This is a genomic window from uncultured Microbacterium sp. (genome assembly GCF_947488465.1).
Lineage (GTDB): Bacteria > Actinomycetota > Actinomycetes > Actinomycetales > Microbacteriaceae > Microbacterium.
This window is the reverse complement of sequence record NZ_CANKZA010000001.1, coordinates 329,565-348,186: the sequence shown is the minus strand read 5'-3', so window position 1 is coordinate 348,186 and position 18,622 is coordinate 329,565. Positions and strand designations below refer to the sequence as shown.

Annotated in this window: 21 protein-coding genes, 1 tRNA gene, 1 other RNA gene and 1 pseudogene; 4 read left to right on the top strand and 20 right to left on the bottom strand. The window is 67.3% G+C overall.

All coding sequences use genetic code 11. The annotated features are described in order from the left end of the window. Positions 1-4: 4 nt before the first annotated feature. The 6 genes from Q0653_RS01655 to Q0653_RS01630 form a co-directional block, all read right to left on the bottom strand. Positions 5-1,147: a branched-chain amino acid ABC transporter permease gene (locus Q0653_RS01655; protein WP_298942140.1), complete on the bottom strand. Its 1,143-nt coding sequence runs from the start codon at positions 1,145-1,147 to the stop codon at positions 5-7. Then, positions 1,144-2,019, bottom strand: a complete 876-nt coding sequence (locus Q0653_RS01650) for a branched-chain amino acid ABC transporter permease (protein WP_298741564.1) — start codon at positions 2,017-2,019, stop codon at positions 1,144-1,146. Before Q0653_RS01650 ends, Q0653_RS01655 begins: the two co-directional genes overlap by 4 nt. Next, positions 2,016-2,726, bottom strand: coding sequence for an ABC transporter ATP-binding protein (locus Q0653_RS01645; protein ID WP_298942137.1), 711 nt, complete (start codon positions 2,724-2,726; stop codon positions 2,016-2,018). Before Q0653_RS01645 ends, Q0653_RS01650 begins: the two co-directional genes overlap by 4 nt. After that, on the bottom strand, positions 2,723-3,502 hold the full coding sequence (locus Q0653_RS01640; protein WP_298942135.1) for an ABC transporter ATP-binding protein: 780 nt from the start codon (positions 3,500-3,502) through the stop codon (positions 2,723-2,725). Before Q0653_RS01640 ends, Q0653_RS01645 begins: the two co-directional genes overlap by 4 nt. Positions 3,503-3,520: 18 nt before the next feature. Further along, positions 3,521-4,726, bottom strand: a complete 1,206-nt coding sequence (locus Q0653_RS01635; protein ID WP_298942133.1) for a substrate-binding domain-containing protein — start codon at positions 4,724-4,726, stop codon at positions 3,521-3,523. 163 nt (positions 4,727-4,889) lie between these two features. After that, positions 4,890-4,962 (bottom strand) — tRNA-Lys (locus tag Q0653_RS01630). A gap of 94 nt (positions 4,963-5,056) precedes the next feature. Here Q0653_RS01630 and Q0653_RS01625 point away from each other — a divergent pair. Then, positions 5,057-5,887 carry an inositol monophosphatase family protein gene (locus Q0653_RS01625; protein ID WP_298942131.1) on the top strand — a complete coding sequence of 277 codons (831 nt, stop codon included), beginning with the start codon at positions 5,057-5,059 and terminating at the stop codon, positions 5,885-5,887. Between the two features lie 14 nt (positions 5,888-5,901). Beyond that, positions 5,902-6,492 (top strand): nitrate ABC transporter substrate-binding protein, encoded by a 591-nt coding sequence (locus tag Q0653_RS01620; protein WP_298942129.1) that lies wholly within the window; start codon positions 5,902-5,904, stop codon positions 6,490-6,492. Between the two features lie 72 nt (positions 6,493-6,564). Here Q0653_RS01620 and ssrA read toward each other — a convergent pair. After that, positions 6,565-6,933: a transfer-messenger RNA gene (gene ssrA, locus Q0653_RS01615) on the bottom strand. A 121-nt stretch (positions 6,934-7,054) separates the two neighbouring features. Here ssrA and Q0653_RS01610 point away from each other — a divergent pair. After that, a complete protein-coding gene (locus Q0653_RS01610; RefSeq protein ID WP_298942127.1) occupies positions 7,055-7,720 on the top strand; it encodes an SIMPL domain-containing protein in 666 nt (221 codons plus the stop codon). Positions 7,721-7,858: 138 nt separating this feature from the next. On the opposite strand, the gene smpB is transcribed toward Q0653_RS01610, so the two are convergent. The 6 genes and pseudogenes from smpB to prfB form a co-directional block, all read right to left on the bottom strand. After that, positions 7,859-8,335 (bottom strand): SsrA-binding protein SmpB, encoded by a 477-nt coding sequence (gene smpB, locus Q0653_RS01605; protein WP_261606014.1) that lies wholly within the window; start codon positions 8,333-8,335, stop codon positions 7,859-7,861. Positions 8,336-8,389: 54 nt separating this feature from the next. Next, positions 8,390-9,304 carry a permease-like cell division protein FtsX gene (gene ftsX / locus Q0653_RS01600; RefSeq protein ID WP_298741581.1) on the bottom strand — a complete coding sequence of 305 codons (915 nt, stop codon included), beginning with the start codon at positions 9,302-9,304 and terminating at the stop codon, positions 8,390-8,392. Further along, positions 9,301-10,314, bottom strand: coding sequence for a cell division ATP-binding protein FtsE (ftsE, locus tag Q0653_RS01595; protein WP_298942121.1), 1,014 nt, complete (start codon positions 10,312-10,314; stop codon positions 9,301-9,303). The genes ftsX and ftsE overlap by 4 nt, the downstream gene beginning before the upstream one ends. A 21-nt stretch (positions 10,315-10,335) precedes the next feature. Next, a complete protein-coding gene (locus Q0653_RS01590; RefSeq protein ID WP_298942119.1) occupies positions 10,336-10,929 on the bottom strand; it encodes an anti-sigma factor in 594 nt (197 codons plus the stop codon). Positions 10,930-11,035: 106 nt separating this feature from the next. Next, positions 11,036-11,571, bottom strand: a pseudogene (locus Q0653_RS01585) (DUF4397 domain-containing protein); the annotation flags it as partial. 140 nt (positions 11,572-11,711) lie between these two features. Beyond that, positions 11,712-12,821 (bottom strand): peptide chain release factor 2, encoded by a 1,110-nt coding sequence (gene prfB, locus Q0653_RS01580; RefSeq protein WP_298942117.1) that lies wholly within the window; start codon positions 12,819-12,821, stop codon positions 11,712-11,714. A gap of 61 nt (positions 12,822-12,882) precedes the next feature. On the opposite strand from prfB, the gene Q0653_RS01575 reads away from it, so the two are divergent. After that, on the top strand, positions 12,883-14,124 hold the full coding sequence (locus Q0653_RS01575; protein WP_298943087.1) for an MFS transporter: 1,242 nt from the start codon (positions 12,883-12,885) through the stop codon (positions 14,122-14,124). 19 nt (positions 14,125-14,143) lie between these two features. Here the strand turns inward: Q0653_RS01575 and Q0653_RS01570 are convergent, their stop codons facing one another. The 7 genes from Q0653_RS01570 to Q0653_RS01540 are packed head-to-tail and all read right to left on the bottom strand — an operon-like array spanning position 14,144 to position 18,559. Next, positions 14,144-14,560, bottom strand: a complete 417-nt coding sequence (locus Q0653_RS01570) for a pilus assembly protein TadG-related protein (protein ID WP_298942114.1) — start codon at positions 14,558-14,560, stop codon at positions 14,144-14,146. Then, complete coding sequence (locus Q0653_RS01565; RefSeq protein ID WP_298741591.1) at positions 14,560-15,024, bottom strand: TadE family protein; 465 nt, start codon at positions 15,022-15,024, stop codon at positions 14,560-14,562. Before Q0653_RS01565 ends, Q0653_RS01570 begins: the two co-directional genes overlap by 1 nt. Next, the gene (locus Q0653_RS01560) at positions 14,999-15,385 is read right to left on the bottom strand and encodes a TadE family protein (RefSeq protein ID WP_298741593.1); all 387 of its coding nucleotides are present in this window, start codon (positions 15,383-15,385) and stop codon (positions 14,999-15,001) included. The genes Q0653_RS01565 and Q0653_RS01560 overlap by 26 nt, the downstream gene beginning before the upstream one ends. A 6-nt stretch (positions 15,386-15,391) precedes the next feature. Continuing rightward, positions 15,392-15,583: a hypothetical protein gene (locus Q0653_RS01555; protein ID WP_298741595.1), complete on the bottom strand. Its 192-nt coding sequence runs from the start codon at positions 15,581-15,583 to the stop codon at positions 15,392-15,394. Between the two features lie 26 nt (positions 15,584-15,609). Continuing rightward, positions 15,610-16,527, bottom strand: coding sequence for a type II secretion system F family protein (locus tag Q0653_RS01550; protein WP_298741597.1), 918 nt, complete (start codon positions 16,525-16,527; stop codon positions 15,610-15,612). Then, on the bottom strand, positions 16,524-17,384 hold the full coding sequence (locus tag Q0653_RS01545; RefSeq protein WP_298741598.1) for a type II secretion system F family protein: 861 nt from the start codon (positions 17,382-17,384) through the stop codon (positions 16,524-16,526). The genes Q0653_RS01550 and Q0653_RS01545 overlap by 4 nt, the downstream gene beginning before the upstream one ends. Continuing rightward, positions 17,381-18,559: an ATPase, T2SS/T4P/T4SS family gene (locus Q0653_RS01540; protein ID WP_298942110.1), complete on the bottom strand. Its 1,179-nt coding sequence runs from the start codon at positions 18,557-18,559 to the stop codon at positions 17,381-17,383. The genes Q0653_RS01545 and Q0653_RS01540 overlap by 4 nt, the downstream gene beginning before the upstream one ends. Positions 18,560-18,622: the final 63 nt, after the last annotated feature.

Genomic DNA, 18,622 nt, shown 5'->3' with positions numbered 1-18,622 from the left:
TCGCTCACCCGCGCACCTCCGCGGGTTCGGCGACGCTGTCGTCGGCCTCACTCCACTGCCGCAGCTGCGATCGGGTGCGCTCGCCGCGCCGTCGACGGACCCACGCATCGACGGTGCCGGCGATGCCACCGGGGAGGAACATCACGACGAGGATGAACAGCGCACCCAGCAGGAACAGCGGCTCCGACAACGGAATACGCAACACGTCGGGGAGGGATTGGATCCATTCCGATCGTGCAAGCACCGTCAAGCGCTGGTCGAGGATCGTGTAGAGCACACCCCCCAAGATGGCACCCCACCGGAACCCGACGCCACCGAGGACGACCATCACCAGCACCGTGATCGTGAGGTCGGCGCCCACAGCACCCGGCTGGGTACCGGATTGGAGAAGCATGTACGCGATGCCGGCGAGCGAGGCGCAGAGCGCCGCGACGACGAAGACGATGAGCTTCGCGGCGTATGGACGCAGCCCCAACACCTGCACGCGGAGCTCGTTCTCGCGGGTGGCTTCGGCCAGATGACCGAGGCGCGAGCGGTCCACCCACAGCACCACGAGGTAGACGATCACGAGCACCACGAGCGTGAACCAGTAGAGGTTCCGCGTGTTGACGACCCCGACCAACCACTCCGGAACATACTCGGTCGGCAGCCGCAGGCCCTCTTCACCGCCGGTCACGCTCTGGTTGCGCCGGACGAGCACCGAGCCCGCCTGGGCGAAGGCGAGCGTCACCATGGCGAACGGGATTCCGGAAACACGCATCGAGATCGCACCGGTGAACAGCGCGATCACAAGGCCCCCGAGCAGGGCGATCAGCACGCCCGGCCAGAGCGGCACACCGACGTATTCCAGCGCAAGACCGAGGCCGTAGGCGCCAGCGCCGAAGTAGAGCGCGTGTCCGAAGGACAGCATCCCGGCTGTGCCGAGCAGAAGGTTGTACGAAAGCGCAAGTGCGGCAAAGACCATGCACAGCGAGAGCAGCGCCAGGCTGCCTGGTGTGTAGGTCGGTCCGGGAAGGATACCGGGGATCGACACGTTCAGCAGCGGCAGCACGGCCATGAGCACGACGAGTGCGCCACCGATCACGAAGGGCAGGAGGGAGCCCCTGCGTCCCGGCACGAGGGTCGGCACTCCAGTGGTGACGGTCATGCTTTCCTCCCCATGAGACCGCGGGGCCGCACGAGCAGCACGACCGCCAGCAGCGCGACGACGATGAAGTCGCCGGTGCCGTTCAGATAGATGTTGGCGAACTGCTGGAGCACCGCGACGATCACCGAGGCGATCGCCGCACCCGTCAGCGAACCGAGCCCGCCGATGACGGTGACGATGAACGCGAAGATCAGCAGCGAGGCTCCCAGATGTGCGGAGACGAACGTCGTGTAGTGCATCGCGAGCACCCCGCCGATACCGGCCGCTGCACCCCCGATCGCGAAGACGAGGGTGAAGCTCTTGCGCACATCGATGCCGAGCGCGGTGACCATCGACCGGTTCTCGACCCCGGCGCGAATGATCATGCCGTACCGGGTCTTCTGCAGGAACAACACGAGGGCGAGCAGGACGATCGCGGCGGCCGCCATCAGCACCCAGTACGTGTTGGGGATGCGGGCACCGAGAACCTCCGTCGTGCCCTTCAGCCACGGCGGTCCGGCGATGTTGACGGCATCCGTCCCCCAGATCCCCTCGAACAGTGCGACGGCGGCGAAGGAAAGCCCGACCGTGACGAGCACCTGCTCGATGTGCCGCTCGTACAGCGGACGGATGAGGATGAGTTCGGTCAGCGTCGCGAAGATCGCGCCGACGACCGCACCTACCAGGATCGACACCAGGAAAGAGCCCCACGACGCGGTGCCGAGTGCCTGAGCGACCTGCCACCCGACGAAAGCGCTGAGGGTGAGGAAGGCGCCGTGGGCGAAGTTCAGCACGTGCATGAGTCCGTAGATCAAGCTGAGGCCCGAGGCAACCAGAAAGTACAGCGCTCCCAGCCCGATCCCGGTCAGAAGGATGAGGACGATGCTGCTCACGAGTGCACCTCCGCGCTGACGCCGAGAAGGCGCGTGGTCAGGGTCGGATCGTCCAGGATCCCTCGGGCCGGGCCGGTGTGGACGACATGCCCTCCAGCGATCACGATCGCGTCGTCGGCGAGCTGCCGGACGACCTCGAGGTTCTGTTCGACGAGCAGGATGGGCACGATCTTCGCGGCCTCTTGCAGTGCGTCGGCGACTTCGGCGACGATCTTCGGCGCCAATCCTTTGGTGGGTTCGTCCACGAGGAGGATCTGGTTCTCGTTCAGAAGTGCCCGCGCCACCGAGAGCATCTGCTGCTGGCCGCCCGAGAGCGTGCCGGTAAGCTGCGCGCGGCGCGCGACCAGGTCGGGGAAAAGCGCGTCGACGAAGTCGCGCCGAGGGCTTTTCGTCCGTGCTGCCAAGGCGAGGTTCTCGGCGACGGTGAGACTCGCGAAGACCTCGCGGTCCTCCGGGACGTAGCCGACACCACGCTGGACGATCCGGTGCGTGGGCAACGCGTCGATCCGCTCTCCCGCCAGCGTCACGACGCCCTGACGGCTGATGAGACCGAGGATCCCGCGGAGGGTCGACGTCTTTCCGACGCCGTTGCGCCCGAGGACGGCGGTGATGCCTGTCGCGGGCACGGCGAACGTCACGTCCTCGACGACCTGTTGACCGGCGATGGATGCTTTCAGATGCTCGACGGTGAGAATCGACTCGCTCATGCCGCGCTCTCCGTTCCCGAGACGCCGAGGTAGGCGCGTTGCACGAGGGGGTTCGCCATGATGTTCTGCGGCGTGTCGAAGGCGATGATCGAGCCGGAGTACATGACCGCCACACGGTCGACGAGACCCATCAGCACATCGATGTGATGCTCGACCATGAGCACCGTGCATCCGCTGACGCGCTGCATGTCGCGGATGTTGTCGACGAGTCCGGGCACGTCACCCGAGGCCACGCCGGCCATGGGTTCGTCGAGCAGCACGATCTTCGCGTCGGTGGCCAAGAGCACCGCGATCTCGAGCTTGCGCTTGTCGCCGTGGGAGATGTCGCCCGCAGCAGTGTCGAGCTTGTGGGTGAGGCCGACTTTGGTCAGCTCTTCCCGCGCTCGTTCGGTCGCGGCATCCGAGCGCCGCGGGAAGCGCAACAGGGAGTAGTTCCCGCCCAGGCCCACCTGAGCGGCCAGCCGGACGTTCTCCAGCACGCTCAGCCGGGGAAACAGGCTGGATGTCTGGAACGTGCGCCCCAGCCCCGCCCGCGCCCGCTGGGGCACAGACCGGCTGGTGATGTCGTCACCGTTCATCAGGATGCTGCCGGTCGTGGGCCGAGCGACGCCGGAGATCACGTTGAACAACGTGGTCTTTCCGGCACCGTTGGGTCCGATCACACCGACCAGGGTGCCCGGTGCGATGTCGAGATCGACGTCCTTCAGAATGGTCGCCCCGCCGATCTGCAGGCCGAGGCCGCGGATCGACAGCGCGGACGGGACGGGAGCGCTCATGGGGTTCGACTCTCCGCGTTACTGTGCTTCGGCCGGCGCGACGTCCTCAGCGGCGACCGTGTCGACCAGCTGGGGAACGAACGAGGCGCCGTCGGCGACGAGCTTGACCTGGTACATCTCCTGGATCAGCGCGTGGTCGCTCTCGCGGACGGTGAGGCTGCCCTTGGGTCCCTCGAAGGTGTAGCCCTCGAGTGCCGAAACCATGGCATCGACATCGCCCCGGCCTTCGCCGATGGCGTGGACGAGCATGATCGCGGCGTTGAAGCCGTCCGGCGTGAAGAGGTCCGCAGTGCCACCGGCTGCTTCGACCAGCTCGATCATCGCGTCGTTGACATCGTGGGAAGGACCGCCCGGGAAGTAGTGGTTCAGGAAGCTGATCTTCTCGGATGCTTCGCCGTAGGCCCCGAAGGTCGCCGAATCGCCGAGCCCTGTCACGACGGGAACCGCGTCGAGCACCCCCTGCTGGCTCATCGCCTGCCACATCGCGCCGGAGGTGGCGCCGGCCCACGCCACGAAAACGAGGTCGGGGTTGCCGGTGAGCACTTGCTGCGCGAACGGCGTGAACTCGGTGACGTCTTCCGCCACGAGCACGCTGTTGACGGTGGCGCCCTTCGCGCCCAGGATCGCCTTGACAGCCGCCTCGTTGCCCTGACCGAAGGCGGTGTTCTGGGCGAACACCGTGACCGTCTTGCCGTCGAGATCACCCAGGAACGTTCCGGCCGTCGCGACGTCCTGCGCGGACTGGCGGCCGCTGCGGAACGTGTAGTCGTTGATGCCCGTGAGAGCGTCGGCGGCCGCGGGACCCGAAACGAAAAGAACCTGGTTTTGGCCGGCCTGCTCGGCCACAGCCGCGGCGACACCGGACGCGGCGCTGCCGGCGAGGATTGTGACCCCCTCACCGATGAGTTCCTTGGCCGCGCCCACCGCCGTGTCTGCGTCTCCCGCGTCGTCGCGGTAGTCGACCGTGATCTTCGTGCCGTTCACCTCGTCGGTGCCATCGGTGGCGTAGTCGAGCCCCGCTCGGAAGCCCTCGAGGTACTGCTTGCCGTAGCTCGCCAGGGGGCCGGTCTCGCTCGTGATCACACCGACGGTGATCTCTGCGGGTCCGGCCGCGCCGCTGTCCGACGGTGCGGTGGTTCCGCCGGTGGTCGGCGCGCAGGCCGCCAGGGCGAGGGCTACCGTGATGGTCACGGTTCCCAGGAGCAACTTCTTCGTAACCCGCATGTGCGTGCCTTTCACCATTGAGAGGAACCTGAGAACTGATTCAGGTAATGCAATCATGTTCAGGTAGACCCGATGTGTCAAACACCGCGCCGATCACGATCCGATAACCATCGGCCCCCACACATGCGAGAAGCCCCGGATCTCTCCGGGGCTTTTCGGGTCGTGCACCCCCAGGGACTTGAACCCTGAACCCATTGATTAAGAGTCAATTGCTCTGCCGATTGAGCTAGAGGTGCGCTCCGCTCGCCGCGAGGCGAACGAGGACCAACGTTACCATCCCGATGCCGCAGATCGCCAATCGAGGCATCCGTCGCACCGTATCCTGGAGGGGTGAGCTCCCCCGCCCCCCGGCCTTCCTGGAACGCGCCCTTCCGCGGCGACCTGTCCGGCGAACTGGCGCTGGCGCTGCGTCTGGCGGACGCGGCCGACGAGGTGTCCATGGCCCGGTTCGACGCGCCCGATCTCGACGTGCAGACGAAAGCCGATGCCTCGCACGTCACCGAGGCCGATCTCGCCACCGAACGCGCGATCCGCGGCATCCTCGCCGATGAACGACCCGGCGACGGCATCTTCGGCGAAGAATTCGGGACGAGCGGCGACGCCGCGCGGCAGTGGATCATCGACCCGATCGACGGCACCGCCAACTACCTCAAGGGCATCCCGATGTGGACCACCCTGATCGCCCTGTCCATCGATGGCGTTCCGCGTGTCGGTGTCGCGAGTCAGCCCGCCCTCGGGCGTCGCTGGTGGGCCGCGAGCGGACTCGGTGCGTGGACGAACACGCCCTCCGGCGCGCCACGTCGCCTGTCTGTGTCCTCGGTGTCCGACGTCGCGGCATCCAGCGTCAGCTTCCAGAGCATCGCGCAGTGGGATGAAGCCGGCCACACCGATGCGCTGTTGCGACTGAGCCGCGCGGTGTGGCGTGACCGCGGGTACGGCGACACGTGGCCCTACATGCTTGTGGCCGAGGGCCGCCTCGAGTTCGTCGCCGAGTTCGGCGTCAAAGAGTACGACATCGCCGCGCTCGTTCCGATCATCCGCGAAGCCGGCGGCACGTTCACCGATTACGACGGGGCCGACTCACTGTCGTCGCGGTCATCGCTGGCGACCAACGGCATCTTGCACGACTCCTTCTTGTCCCTTCTGCATTCCCCCGCCTAACGATCCGGACCCCCATGGCATCTGCCCGCACTCTCTCCTTCTCCTTCGTCGCCGGTATCGGCGCGGTGTCGCTTCTTTTGACAGGATGCGCCGCGCAGGCCTCCGCACCGTCCCCCTCCGCGACGACCGTGACGACTGCCCCGACGCCCGAGGCGACCGATGGCGCCGAGCCGACACCGACCTCGACAGCCACCGCGGGTGCCGCCGACGCGACCTGCGAAAGCCTCGTGGCCGGGGAGCTCCTCACCGACCTGACAGCCCAGGGATGGACCTACCGCGAAGAAACGTTCACGGTCGGTGACATCCCGCTGGACGAGGGTGTGCAGTGCATGTGGGCCGACTTCACCGCCGCGAACAGCATCTCGTTGCTCGTCGGATGGTCCCCGATCGCGGATGCCGACGCGGAGAGGGCGCAAGAATTGTTGGTCGCGCAAGGCTGGTCAGTTGAAGAGACGGCAAGCGGCGCGTACGTTACCGAGGACCCCTCGCGGTCGCTCACCGTCGACGAGAACGGCTACGGCATGACCTACGAGTTCGGCGAGGGCTGGGTCACCGTCTCGGACACGAAGCAGAATCTGCTGCTCATCGAGCGGCCCGCCGGCTGAGCTCGGATAGACGAGAGACCCCGGCCCGCGTGCGAACACGCGGACCGGGGTCTTCCACTTGTGACAGTGACGTCGTGGAGCTGGGGGGAATCGAACCCCCGTCCAACGCTGAGATACTGCGTTTTCTCCGGGCGCAGTCTGTGAAAACGTTCTGCTCGGCTCCGACCTTTGTCACAGACACCTAAGTCGACAAGCCCAGTCCCAGAAGAGTCCCGTGTGACGTCGAGACCCCGTCACACAGCAAGATCCCTAGATGACGCCAGGGTCCGTAGCGGGATCGCCTACGGTCTGACGGAGTTCAGGCTCGCTTATGCAGCGAGGGCGAACTCAGTGCGCTTGGTTTCGGCACTTATTGGTTTGCAGAGATCGTTAACGAGATAACCCTGCATCCTCGGCCCGCTTCTCGCAGATTCGCAGGCGCTGTCGAAACCGATCAGCCCCGTGAGCCCTTCGACCTCTCGGCCGTGCGGCGAATGAGCCACTGTCACACTGTGGAGTTGTGCTCGGGTGCCGAGGCACCTGAGCATCCCAGACTATCACCGTGCGGCGTAGAGTCGCTCGTATGAGTGAGGTCATCATCACAGTCCGCGGCTCCGACGAGGCGCGAATCGCTCCCGAACGCGCTGTCGCGCACATCTCCGCATCCGTCGACGGCCCCGAACGCGGACGGGTGGTCGAACGCATCGCGGCGCTCGCTTCACCTGTGCGCGACGACCTCGCAGCACGTCAGGCTGCGGGGACGATCGAAGACTGGTCCGCACAGCGCGTCTCGATCTGGTCCGACCGCCCCTGGAACACCGAAGGTCGGCAGCTCGATCTCGTCCACCATGCGTCCGTCGAGATCGTCGCAACCTTCTCGGATTTTGTCGCGCTCTCCGACTGGCTCACCGTGATCGGCATGCAGGAGGGATTCCAGGTCGGCACCGTGGAGTGGCAACTCACTCCCGACACCCGCGCCCGCACCGAGCGCGAAGTCGCGACGGCCGCTGTCTCGGTCGCCGTAGAACGCGCGACCGCATACGCATCCGCGATCGACCGCGCCACGGTCACCCCGATCGAAATCGCCGATCTCGGGCTCCTGACTCACGGGCAGGAAGCCGCGCCGAGCGCGCGGATGTTCGCCAGGTCGGCGATGTCGATGGATGTCGGCGGTGCTCCGGCAATCGACTTCCAGCCCGATGACATCGTCATCACCGCCGCCGTCGAGGCCCGTTTCGCCGCGAGCTGACCGTCGGATCCCGGAAGGTTCGCCCGGAGCTGCTCACGAACGCCGCAGAATGTCGACATTTCCGCACCGGATGCCGCATCCCCCTGCGGAGATCGCGACATTCTGCGGAGATCGGCGCCTGACGCGGACTGACCGAGGTCAGTCGCCGAGGCGGTTGCGCGCGCGCATCGCGCGTTCGGCTTCGCGCTTGTCTTCACGCTCGCGGATCGTCTGGCGCTTCTCGAACTCGCGCATACCCTTGGCGACCGCGATTTCCACCTTGGCACGCCCGTCCGAGAAGTAGAGCTTCAGCGGAATCAGCGTGTAGCCGCCGGCCGAGACGGCGTGCGACAGCTTGATGATCTCTTCCTTGTGCAGCAGGAGCTTTCGGGTGCGCTTGGACGCATGGTTCGTCCAGTGGCCCTGCGCGTACTCGGGAATGTGCACCGCATCGAGGTACGCCTGGCCACCGTCGATGTACGCATATCCGTCGCTCAGATTGGCGCGGCCTTCACGGAGTGACTTCACCTCGGTGCCGGTGAGGACGAGTCCCGCCTCGTACGTCTTCTCGATCGCGTACTCGTGGCGCGCGCGACGGTTGGTCGCGACGACCTTCTCACCACGTTCTTTCGGCATGTCCTCCCCCTTTCGATCCGGATGACAGCCTCTCAGTCTACCCGTGCGCGCGGATCAGGTGCGCAGCCAGCGCCTGATCGCGAACCCCGCCGACAGCGCTGCGAGCACGAGCCCGATCAGGACGATGAGGGGGATGACGACCGCCGCATCCGACATGTCGACCCAATTGGTGATGAAGTCGATGCGGTCGCGCAGATAGCCGTTGACTCCGAAATGGATGCCGGCGACGATGGCCCCGCCCGCGAGCAACGATCCGATGAAGGCGGCGAAGACGCCCTCGAGGATGAACGGTGTCTGGATGAATCTGTTCGAGGCGCCCACCAGGCGCATGATCCCGAGCTCTTTTCGCCGTGCGAAAGCGGACAGGCGGATCGTGGTGGAGATCAGGAGGACCGCCGCGATCAGCATGAGTCCGGCGATGCCGACGGCGATGTAGGTCGCGACCGTGAGCGCCGAGAACAACGGCTCGAGGTATTGCAGTTGGTTGCGGACGTTGTCGACACCCGGTGTGCCGTTGAACGCCTCGGTGATCACGTCGGACTGGGCAGGATCGACGAGATTGACCCAGTAGGTCTCCCCCAACTGCTCGGGCGTGACGTAGTCGGCGTACTCCTGGCCGTACAGGTCCAACAAGTTCTGATACGCCTCTTCCGACGACTCGAACCGCACATCGCGCACCACGGCGCTGAGCGCCGGACTGTCGAGCTGGGTCGCGACCGCGTCGAGCTGCTCCTGTGTCGCGGCACCGTCGACGCACGTCGTGGCGGTTGAATCCGCACGGCACATGAAGACGGCGACCTGTGCGCGATCCGCCCAGTAATCCTGCATCTTGCCGATCTGGATCTGCATGAGCATGGCTGCGCCGACGAAGGTCAGCGACACGAAGGTCACGAGCACGACCGAGATCACCATCGATGCATTGCGGCGGAGGCCGGTGAGCGCCTCGCCGAGGATCAACTGCATCCTCATGTCGTCGGCCCCACTTCGTCGTCGTCCTTACCGAGTCCCAGGCGGTCCGCGACACCCCGACCGTCCGCGTCGAGCCCCCCGATGCCGAGACCGTCGAGATCCACCGCGGGGGTGGCGATGCGGATGGGCCTCGTCCCGGGCGCAGGGTCGACCGGTGCCGGCGTGGTCATTGCCGGATCAGCCTCGGATGCCGGAGTCTCTGCGGCATCCGGAGCGGCTGCCGCCGGTTGCGCGGCGATTTCGCGCTGAAGCTGGAGCACAGCGGTCAGCGCCGCCGTGGCCGCGGCACCCTTTTCGGCTTGCGGGGTGAGGCTCGGGATCGCCGAGGTGTCGCCGTATCCGCCGTGGCGGTCGTCTCGCACCATGACGCCGCCGCGCAACTCGATCACGCGACGCTTCATCTGGTCGACGAACCCGGCTTCGTGCGTGGCCATCACCACGGTGGTCCCGCCCGCGTTGATACGGGCGAGCAGCTGCATGATGTCGACCGACGTCGCGGGGTCGAGGTTGCCGGTGGGCTCATCGGCGAGGAGGATCTGAGGTCTGTTGACCAGCGCACGGGCGATCGCCACGCGCTGCTGTTCCCCACCAGACAATTCGTGCGGGAGCCGCTTTCCTTTTCCCTCGAGCCCGACGAGAGCCAAGACCTCAGGCACCGCCTGCTGGATGAACGCGCGCGATGACCCGATCACCTGGAGGGTGAAAGCGACGTTCTGGAACACCGTCTTGTTCGGCAGCAACCGGAAATCCTGGAACACCGATCCGATGTGCCGACGGAAGTACGGGACCTTGCGGCTGGACAGGGAGTGGAGGTCGCGCCCGAGAACCACGACGCGCCCCTCACTCGGTTGGTCCTCTCGGAGGATCAACCTCAGGCACGAGGACTTGCCCGAGCCGGAGGCTCCGACAAGGAAGACGAACTCACCGCGCTGAACTTCGAAGTCGACGTCGTTCAGCGCCGGCTTGCTGGTCCCACGGAATCTCTTGGTGACGTGCTCGAACCGGATCATGACCTGACGAGCCTAAGCGGGTCACACAAGGATGCCGGATGCGACACCCCGCCTCTCACGACCTGGTGAGTTGACCCCGGACGATCGAGTCGCCGGAGTGCTCAGCTCCGCCATCCGTCGGCTCTTGGGAGATGTCGACGACCGAATACCGCGTCGTGTCGACGTCGACGGGAGCGTGAACGAGCCCACGCTCCCGTCGAGCACGCCGAGACTGACCAACGCAGTTCCGTCCTCGGTCAGCAACCAGACTTCGCGGAGTCCGTCCGCAGGCACGGTGGCGTCCAGCTCGACGCGCACGCGTTCGGTTCCGTTCGGCTCTCGCTCGAGCTCAGCGGTCCCCCGCGCGCCAGGATGGTCCGGGAACGCGTCGAGGCTCGCGGTCGCAATGCCGACCGGGCGCGGAATCATGATCACCAGGGTGATGGCGACCGCAGCTGCCGCCGCGGTCAGCGCGCTCACAACGAGCGCGAGGGGGGTCCGTCGGCGCTGGCGGGGTGCGTGATGGGGCTGCGAGGATGCTGTGGACGCAGACACCGTTGTGCGGGCGTGCGTGTGGTGGTCTGCGGCGACCTCCGCGGCGATCGCGTCCCAGACATGATCGCCGGGGGTCGACAATCCATCCGGTGCCGTAGCGCGCCCGGCCCGGACGGCGCGGCTCAGGGCGCGGACGTCTTCCTGGCAGAGATCGCACTCGGCAAGGCAGCGACCCCGCCCCACGGTTCTCCGCGACGAGACCGGCAGAGCCCGTGTTCACGCCGTTGGGGTCGGAGTGCAATCCGTCGATCGTCTGAACGGCGAGGGCGAGGTTGCTGTCCGCAGCGCTTCCCCATGCGTACACGATCGTGAGGGTGCCTTCGGCGACATTCACATCTGTCGGGCCGAGGACCGGGTCGGTCGTGCCCGCCAGCGCAACGGCAGCCGAGACGGTTCCCGCCGGGAGGTTGAGGGTCGCCTCGTTCGGGTTCGTCAGCCCTTCGACGACAGCCGCACCACCCGCGAGGATGTCGACGGCAGGGGCCGCTGCAACGTGGCGAACGGTCAGTCGTCCTTCACCGGCGGCAACGCCAAAGGACCGGCGAGATCGCCGGGCTGGAAGTCGTCGATCGTCAGCGCGCCGTTGACGTAGACATCGACGGGAGTGTCGGGGATGCCGTGCAAGACGGACAGTGACGCTTCATCGGCCGCCGAAGCGGGGGCCGCGAAGCCGAGCGTGGCGAGCGCTGCGGCCGCAAGGCCGACAGCGATCCTGGATCGCATCATGATGTTCTCCTTCCGCGCTGCGCGCCATTCGCGCCGTCACAGATGTATTCGTCCGAATCGAGAGATTCGGATGCACCTGCCGGAGAATTTCTTCGCGGAAGTTTCCTGACGTGCGCAGACACCGGGTCCGCGGGCGCTCAGTCGTCGTCTTTGCGCTTGCGCCAGCGGATGCCGGCGGCGATGAGACCGTCGAGGTCGCCGTCGAAGACCGAGGCGGGGTTGCCGACTTCGTAGCCGGTGCGGAGGTCCTTGACGAGTTGCTGGCCGTAGAGGAAATACGAGCGCATCTGATCGCCCCAGCTGGCTGTGATGGTGCCCGCGAGTTCCTTCTTCGTCGCGGCCTCCTGCTCCTTCTGGAGCAGCATCAGGCGCGTCTGCAGGACGCGCATCGCGGCAGCACGGTTTTGGATCTGCGACTTTTCGTTCTGCATCGACACGACGATGCCGGTCGGAAGGTGGGTGATGCGCACGGCAGAGTCGGTCGTGTTGACGGACTGGCCACCCGGACCCGACGACCGGAACACGTCGACGCGGATATCGCCTTCGGGAACCTCGACCTCTTTGGCCTCTTCCATCACCGGAATGACCTCGACGGCCGCGAAGCTCGTCTGACGCTTGTCAGCGCCGCCGAACGGGCTGATGCGCGCGAGGCGGTGTGTGCCGGCTTCGACCGAGAGCGTGCCGTACGCGTACGGCGCATCCACTTCGAACGTCGTCGACTTGATACCGGCGCCCTCCGCATAGGAGGTGTCCATCACCTTGACGGCGTACTTGTGGCGCTCGGCCCAGCGCAGGTACATCCGCAGGAGCATTTCGGCGAAGTCGGTGGCGTCGTCGCCGCCCGCGCCGGAACGGATCGTGACGACCGCCGCGCGATCGTCGTACTCGCCGTCGAGCAGCGTCTGCACTTCGAGTTGACCGATGACCGTCTGCAGATCCGCGATCTCCTTGCGCGCCTCGGCGGCGGTGTCCTCATCGTCCATCTCGATGGCCATCTCGACGAGCACGTCGAGGTCGTCCAGGCGCTGTTCGACATCGGTGACGCGCTTGAGCTCAGACTGGCGATGGCTCAGGGCGCTGGTGACCTTCTGCGCTTTCTCGACGTCGTCCCAGAGATCGGGTGCGCCGGCCTCTTCGGAGAGACGGGCGATCTCGGCGCGCAACGCGTCGACATCGACGACCGCGGCGATGTCGGAGAACGTAGATCGCAGGGCCTGGATTTCGGGAGCGGGATCGAATTCAAGCATGACAGTCCAGACTAACGTGAAGAGGGTGACCGCATCCGACTCCTCCTCATCGATGGGCGGAATGCTGTGGCGGTTGGCGCCGATGATCTACGGCCCGACGGTCTTGTTCGCCCTCGGTGAGGGTGCCGTCATCCCCCTCCTCCCGGTCATCGCCGCCGAACTGGGCGCAGATGTCCCGACCGCGGCGCTCGTCGTCTCGGCTCTCGTGATCGGCCAACTCTTCGGCAATATCCCGGCCGGGTGGTCCGTCGCCCGTGTCGGCGAGCGGGTCACGATGGCGGTCGGCGGCGTGTTGGCACTCGGCGGCGTGGCTGGCCTGCTGGTGGCGCCGAGCCTGCCGGTCCTGGCCGCGGCCATCTTTCTCATCGGATTCTGCGCCGCGACTTTCGGACTCGCCCGGCATTCGTTCATGACCACACGCGTGCCGTGGGCGTTCCGGGCACGGTCGCTCTCGTTGCTCGGTGGCACGTTTCGCCTGGGGATGTTCATCGGTCCCTTCGTCGCTGCGCTTCTCCTCGCGATCTTCCAGGACGAGCACGCGACTGTCTGGTTCTTCGGTGTGTGCCTGATCGCCACCGTGCTCCTCGTCGTCCTCGGTCCGGACCCCGAGGTCGTCGCTTCCCCCTCCGCCGCGACACGACCCGCTCTCGACGACGCGGACACCGGCGAGCCCGTTACCGGATCGATCCCCCTTCATCGCCGCGTGGGGGTGTTCCGCACGATGTGGCAGTACCGCGGCGTGCTCTCACGACTGGGGGTGGCAGCAGCGTCGCTGTCGGCGGTGCGCTCGGCCCGCCAGATCGTGCTCCCGCTCTGGGGCGTGTCGATCGGGCTCGACGCCCAGACGATCGCGCTCGTTGTGGGTGTCTCGGGCGCGATCGACTTCGCCCTGTTCTACGCGAGCGGCCAGGTCATGGACCGGTTCGGCCGGCTCTGGGCGGCCCTGCCGGCGATGGTGTTGATGGGCGCGGGATTCGTGGCCCTGTCCCTCACCCACGACCTCAGCCAGTCTGAGATGTGGTTCGCCCTGTTCGCCGCCGTGCTCGGGGTGGGCAATGGCCTCTCGAGCGGTATCCTGCTGACCCTCGGCGCCGACATCGCTCCGCAAGCCGACCCGGCGCCGTTCCTCGGCTCATGGCGCACGTTGACGGATGCCGGCGGCGCGATCGCACCTCTGACCGTCTCGGCTCTCGCCGCCGCGTTCTCCCTGGCGGTCGCCACGGCGGCGATGGGCGCGATCGGCTTGCTCGGCGCACTCGCCTTTCTTCGGTGGGTGCCGCGGTTCGTGCCGCGCGAAAGCTGAGCTCTCCGTCACGCTCCCGTCAGCGCAGCGCGGTGCGGCTCGTGGCCGTCGCGTCGAGGAGGACCCCCTCCGGGACGAAGATGCTGAGCACCGGTGGCCGCCAGAGCGTCGAGACCGTCACGCGTGCCGAGACGCCGTCGTCGGTCCCTGCGGACACGAGTGAGGTGTCGCCGTAGACCACGAGGATGTCTATCGCTTGCGCGTGGATGCCGGCATCCGTCAGCGTGGCCCGCGGCTGCCCGCCGGTCATCGTCAACGTGAACCCATCGGCGCCCGCGAGGGCGGCGGCGTCGGCCGCAGCCTCCACGCGCTTCTGCGCGAGATAGAGGCTCGTCGCATCGACGCACACGAGGACGAGCGCGATCGCGAGAAGCGCGTAGCCGAGGGTGAGGAGGAGAACACTGCCCGCATCGTCTGACGGCGCCGAGCCGGACATCACGGCAGCCCGACCCAGTAGCGCGAGACTTTCTGTGCACCCGTCGCCTCGACCGGCACCCGAGCGAGAGCATCGAGCCCGAGCACGGCGGGAACGAGCGGCAAGGCGACACTCGCCGACACCGTGACCAGTAGTGTGGCGCCCGCCTCGGGGCACGCGACCGCGCCCCGCGCGCAGGCGATGTCGATCGTCATCGTGTCGCGGTCGATCCCGTACTCTTCCGCGATCGCGGCCATCACACGCTCGCCACGGGCGTCCGCGGTCGCCGCGTCGCCCGATGTCGCGATCGTCCGGGCGAGTTGGCGGGCACCCGTCTCGACGCCGAGGGCGTGAGATTGGATCTCACCGAGCGCCACGATCAGATAGACGATGGGCACCAGCAGGATGAGACCGACCAGGATGAACTCCAGCGCCGCCGATCCTTCTTGCGCGCGGTCGTCAGTCGAAGGACTCTCGCGGTGCATGCGCGGTCACCTCCATCCCGGCGGGGATCCCAAGAAGACCGACGAGTGGCAGCGTCGCGATGACCGTGACCTCAACCGCGGGAACACCGAGCGCCGTGGTGTCCCGGGCCGTCACCGCCACGTCGAGTCCGTTCACGGCCGTCTGGATCAGGTGATCGGTTCGGACGGCGCCGTCGGTGAGCGAGGTGTCGGCGAGCGCGCCGTGATACGCGCCTTCGACGGCGGCATCGTGCAGGACGTTGCGAACATAGACGGCGACCCCCAGCTGCACGACGGCGAGCGTGAGCACCGTGAGCAACGTTCCGACGAGGACGAACTCGACGGGGCTGGAGCCGCGATCGTCCTCGCACAGCGACGTCATGACGGGTCAGAACCCCGACACGCGACTGATCGCGTCGGTGAACAGGTCGGCCAACGCAGGCCCCGCGAGAGCCCAGATCGCCACGACGAGTCCCGCGGTCATGAGCGTGACCAATACCCAGCCGGGGACGTCACCACGTTCATCGGTCATCGTCTCGTCCCACAGCGCGCGCACCGCGCCCCATCCTGTGCGGATCATGCCCGCCTCCTTTCGACCGTCGCCGGTCATCCGATTCCGAGTTTCAGCAAGACGATCCCTGGGAAGACGGCGAAGAGTACCGACAGCGGGAGGATCAGAAAGACAAGCGGAAGAAGCATGAATATCTCCTTCCTCCCCGCCGCTTCCAGAAGCCCTCGCTTCGCGTCTTCACGTGCGTCGACGGCTTGATCCTGCAGGACGTGAGCCAGCGGAGCGCCGCGATCGATGGCAGCGACGATGTGCTCGATGGCACGAGAGAGCGCGGGGACATCCACGTTCCGCGCCAGATCGAGGAGCGCGTCGGAGAGGCTCGAGCCTGTCCCACTGGCCAGCACTGCGCGGCGGAACTCCGCGGTCAGCTCGCCGGTCCCGATCTCCCCCACACGGCGCAACGCGTCGCGCAATCCCTCGCCGGCTGACAGGCACAGCGCAAGGAACTCCAGAACGGTGGGGAGTTCGTCCGCGATCCGCGCGGCGCGCGATCGTGCCGCCACGGTCAGACGGTAGTCACACACGAGGACACCCGCGACGGCGAGAAGCGGGGGGAGGAGTGCCGCGATCGGTCCGCCACGGCCTGCCAGGGTGACCGCGACGGCGAGCGCGGCCCCGAGCGCCAGCCCGGCGAGCGCCCAGGCGAGTTGGGTCGCGCGGAAGGACCGCACGGTCTGGGACCGGTCCGCCTGCCGCAGGCGCATCGCCAGTGCGTCTTCCCCGCCCCACGCCGAAATGAGGCGATCGTGCAGCGACTGCCACCCGGCGCTCCACGCGGGCGCCGCGAGCGGAGTCAATCCCCGGGGATCGGCCACGTCGCGGACGTACGGCGCGATCCGTCGTTCGAGGCTCGGCGCCGACCAGCGCGGCACGCGCACCGCAGCCAAGAGGATTCCCGCCGACAGCCCCGCACCGAGCACGACGGCGAACGCAAGCTCGGTGACCACGCTCATGCGAACCACCGCTGCGGCTCGGGGAGCCGCCCCACGCGGAGCGTCAACCGGTACGCGAACACCGAGACCACCGCACCCACCAGAATCACCACGACGCCGGCTGGACTCCCGTAAGCCTGCGCTCCCTCGGGCCGAAGCGCGAGAAGCCCGAGGACGATCCACGGTGCGACCACCCCGACGATCGCGGCACCGCGCACCCACGATTGGCGCGCTTCGACCTCGGCCCGCAGGGTCGCATCGGCTCGGACGGACGTGGACAGAGCTCGCAGGACCGCGGTGAGCTCGCTCCCGCCCACCTGACGCGCCATGCGTAGCGTCTCGACGATCCGGTCAGCGACGGGGTCAGCCAGCGTCGCCTTGAGCCGCAACGCGCTGGAGTCGAAGTGACCGGATGCCGCCATATCCCCCGCGAAGCGGGCAAACGCCGGCCGCAGCGACGGAGGACCACTGTCGGCGAGCGCCGATACGGCATCCGGAAGCGACATGCCCGCCCGGGCCGAGGCGATGAGGAGGTCGCACACATCCGACCACAGGGCACGCCGCGAGGCGCGCAACCGCCGCGCCCGCTGCCGCAACCACGCGAACGGCGCGGCCGCCCCGGCGGTCGCTGCCACCAGCGCGACGGCGGCGAGTCCCGTCACCAACACGCTCACGGATGCCGCCACCACGGCGCAGGCGAGGGAGATGACAACGGGTCGTGCGGCAGGAGCGTGCGCATACCCCGCTTCCTGCAGCATCCGGGCGAGCTTTCCCTCGGCAGCGGACGCCCGCTTCGCTCCCGACCGAGCCGGCCAGAGCCACGGCGAGGCGACCAACAGGACGCCGGCGGCGAGCATCGCACCCCAGAAGATGGTCATCGCCGAGCTCCGTGCATGACCGTCTCGGTCTCGACTCGCCCCTCGACCACAGCGCCGGTCGTTCGCACGATCTCCTCCACGAAGCGGTGTCCATCGACGCCGCGGCGGCAGTGCACGACGAGGTCGACCGATGCAGCGATGGCGGGGAGCACGAATCCCGAGTCGATGTTCTGGCCGGCGAGCAACGGCAGCGCAGCCAGTTTGCGCAGCGCCTCATCGGCGGAGTTGGCGTGGATGGTCGCGGCGCCGGGGACGCCGGTGTTGAGGGCCAGGAGGAGGTCGAGGGCCTCCGCGTCGCGCACTTCACCGACGACGAGCCGGTCGGGCCGCATGCGTAGTGCCTCCTTCACCAGGCGTCGAAGACTCACCGCTCCTGTGCCCTCCAGGCTCGGCTGCCGGCCTTGGAGTGCCACGATGTCCGGCGCCTGGACGGCCAGCTCGAACGTTTCCTCGACCGTGACGACACGGTGATCCGGTGGACAGGCACCGATCATCGCGGCCAACAGGGTGGTCTTGCCGGCGTGGGTCGCACCCGACACGAGGATGCTGCTCCCCGCCGCCATGGCGCTCGTGAGGAGGTCAGCCGTCGCGGGTGTGAGCGAACGCGCGACGACGAGATCATCCAGCGTGCGGTGTGACGCCAGGAACTTCCGGATGTTGACCGCCCAATGAGCCCGCGTGATGTCCGGGATCACGCAATGCAGACGAGAGCCGTCCGGAAGTGACGCATCGACGAACGGCTGGCTGAGATCCACCCGGCGACCCGTGGTGTGCAGCATCCGCTCGACGAGATCGCGGACGGCGTCATCGGTGAGGACGAGCGGAGCGCGATGGCTGCGTCCTGCGCGCGCGAAATACACCCGGTCGGGTGAGTTGATCCAGATCTCTTCGACCGTCGGATCGTCCAACAGCGCCTGCAGCGGGCCGAACCCCGTGACCGTCGCGATGACCGCTCGCACGCACGCGCGCTCATCCTCGATGAGGTCGAGACCGCGCGCGAGCGCGAAGTCGTTGTGGGCACGCACTTCCGCGGTCGCCAGTTGCTCGGCCCGGTCGGGCTGACGCATCGGGTCGGCCTGCTCGGCCCGCAGGCGATCGCGCACCCGCTCGGCGACAGCCCGCACGGCCGACGCGTGCGGGTCCACCGCGACGGAAGGGACAGGGGCAAGGCTCACCCCGGCATCCTGACAATTCTGCGGAACCGGCGGGGAGATTATCCACAGCATCGCTCCTTGTGA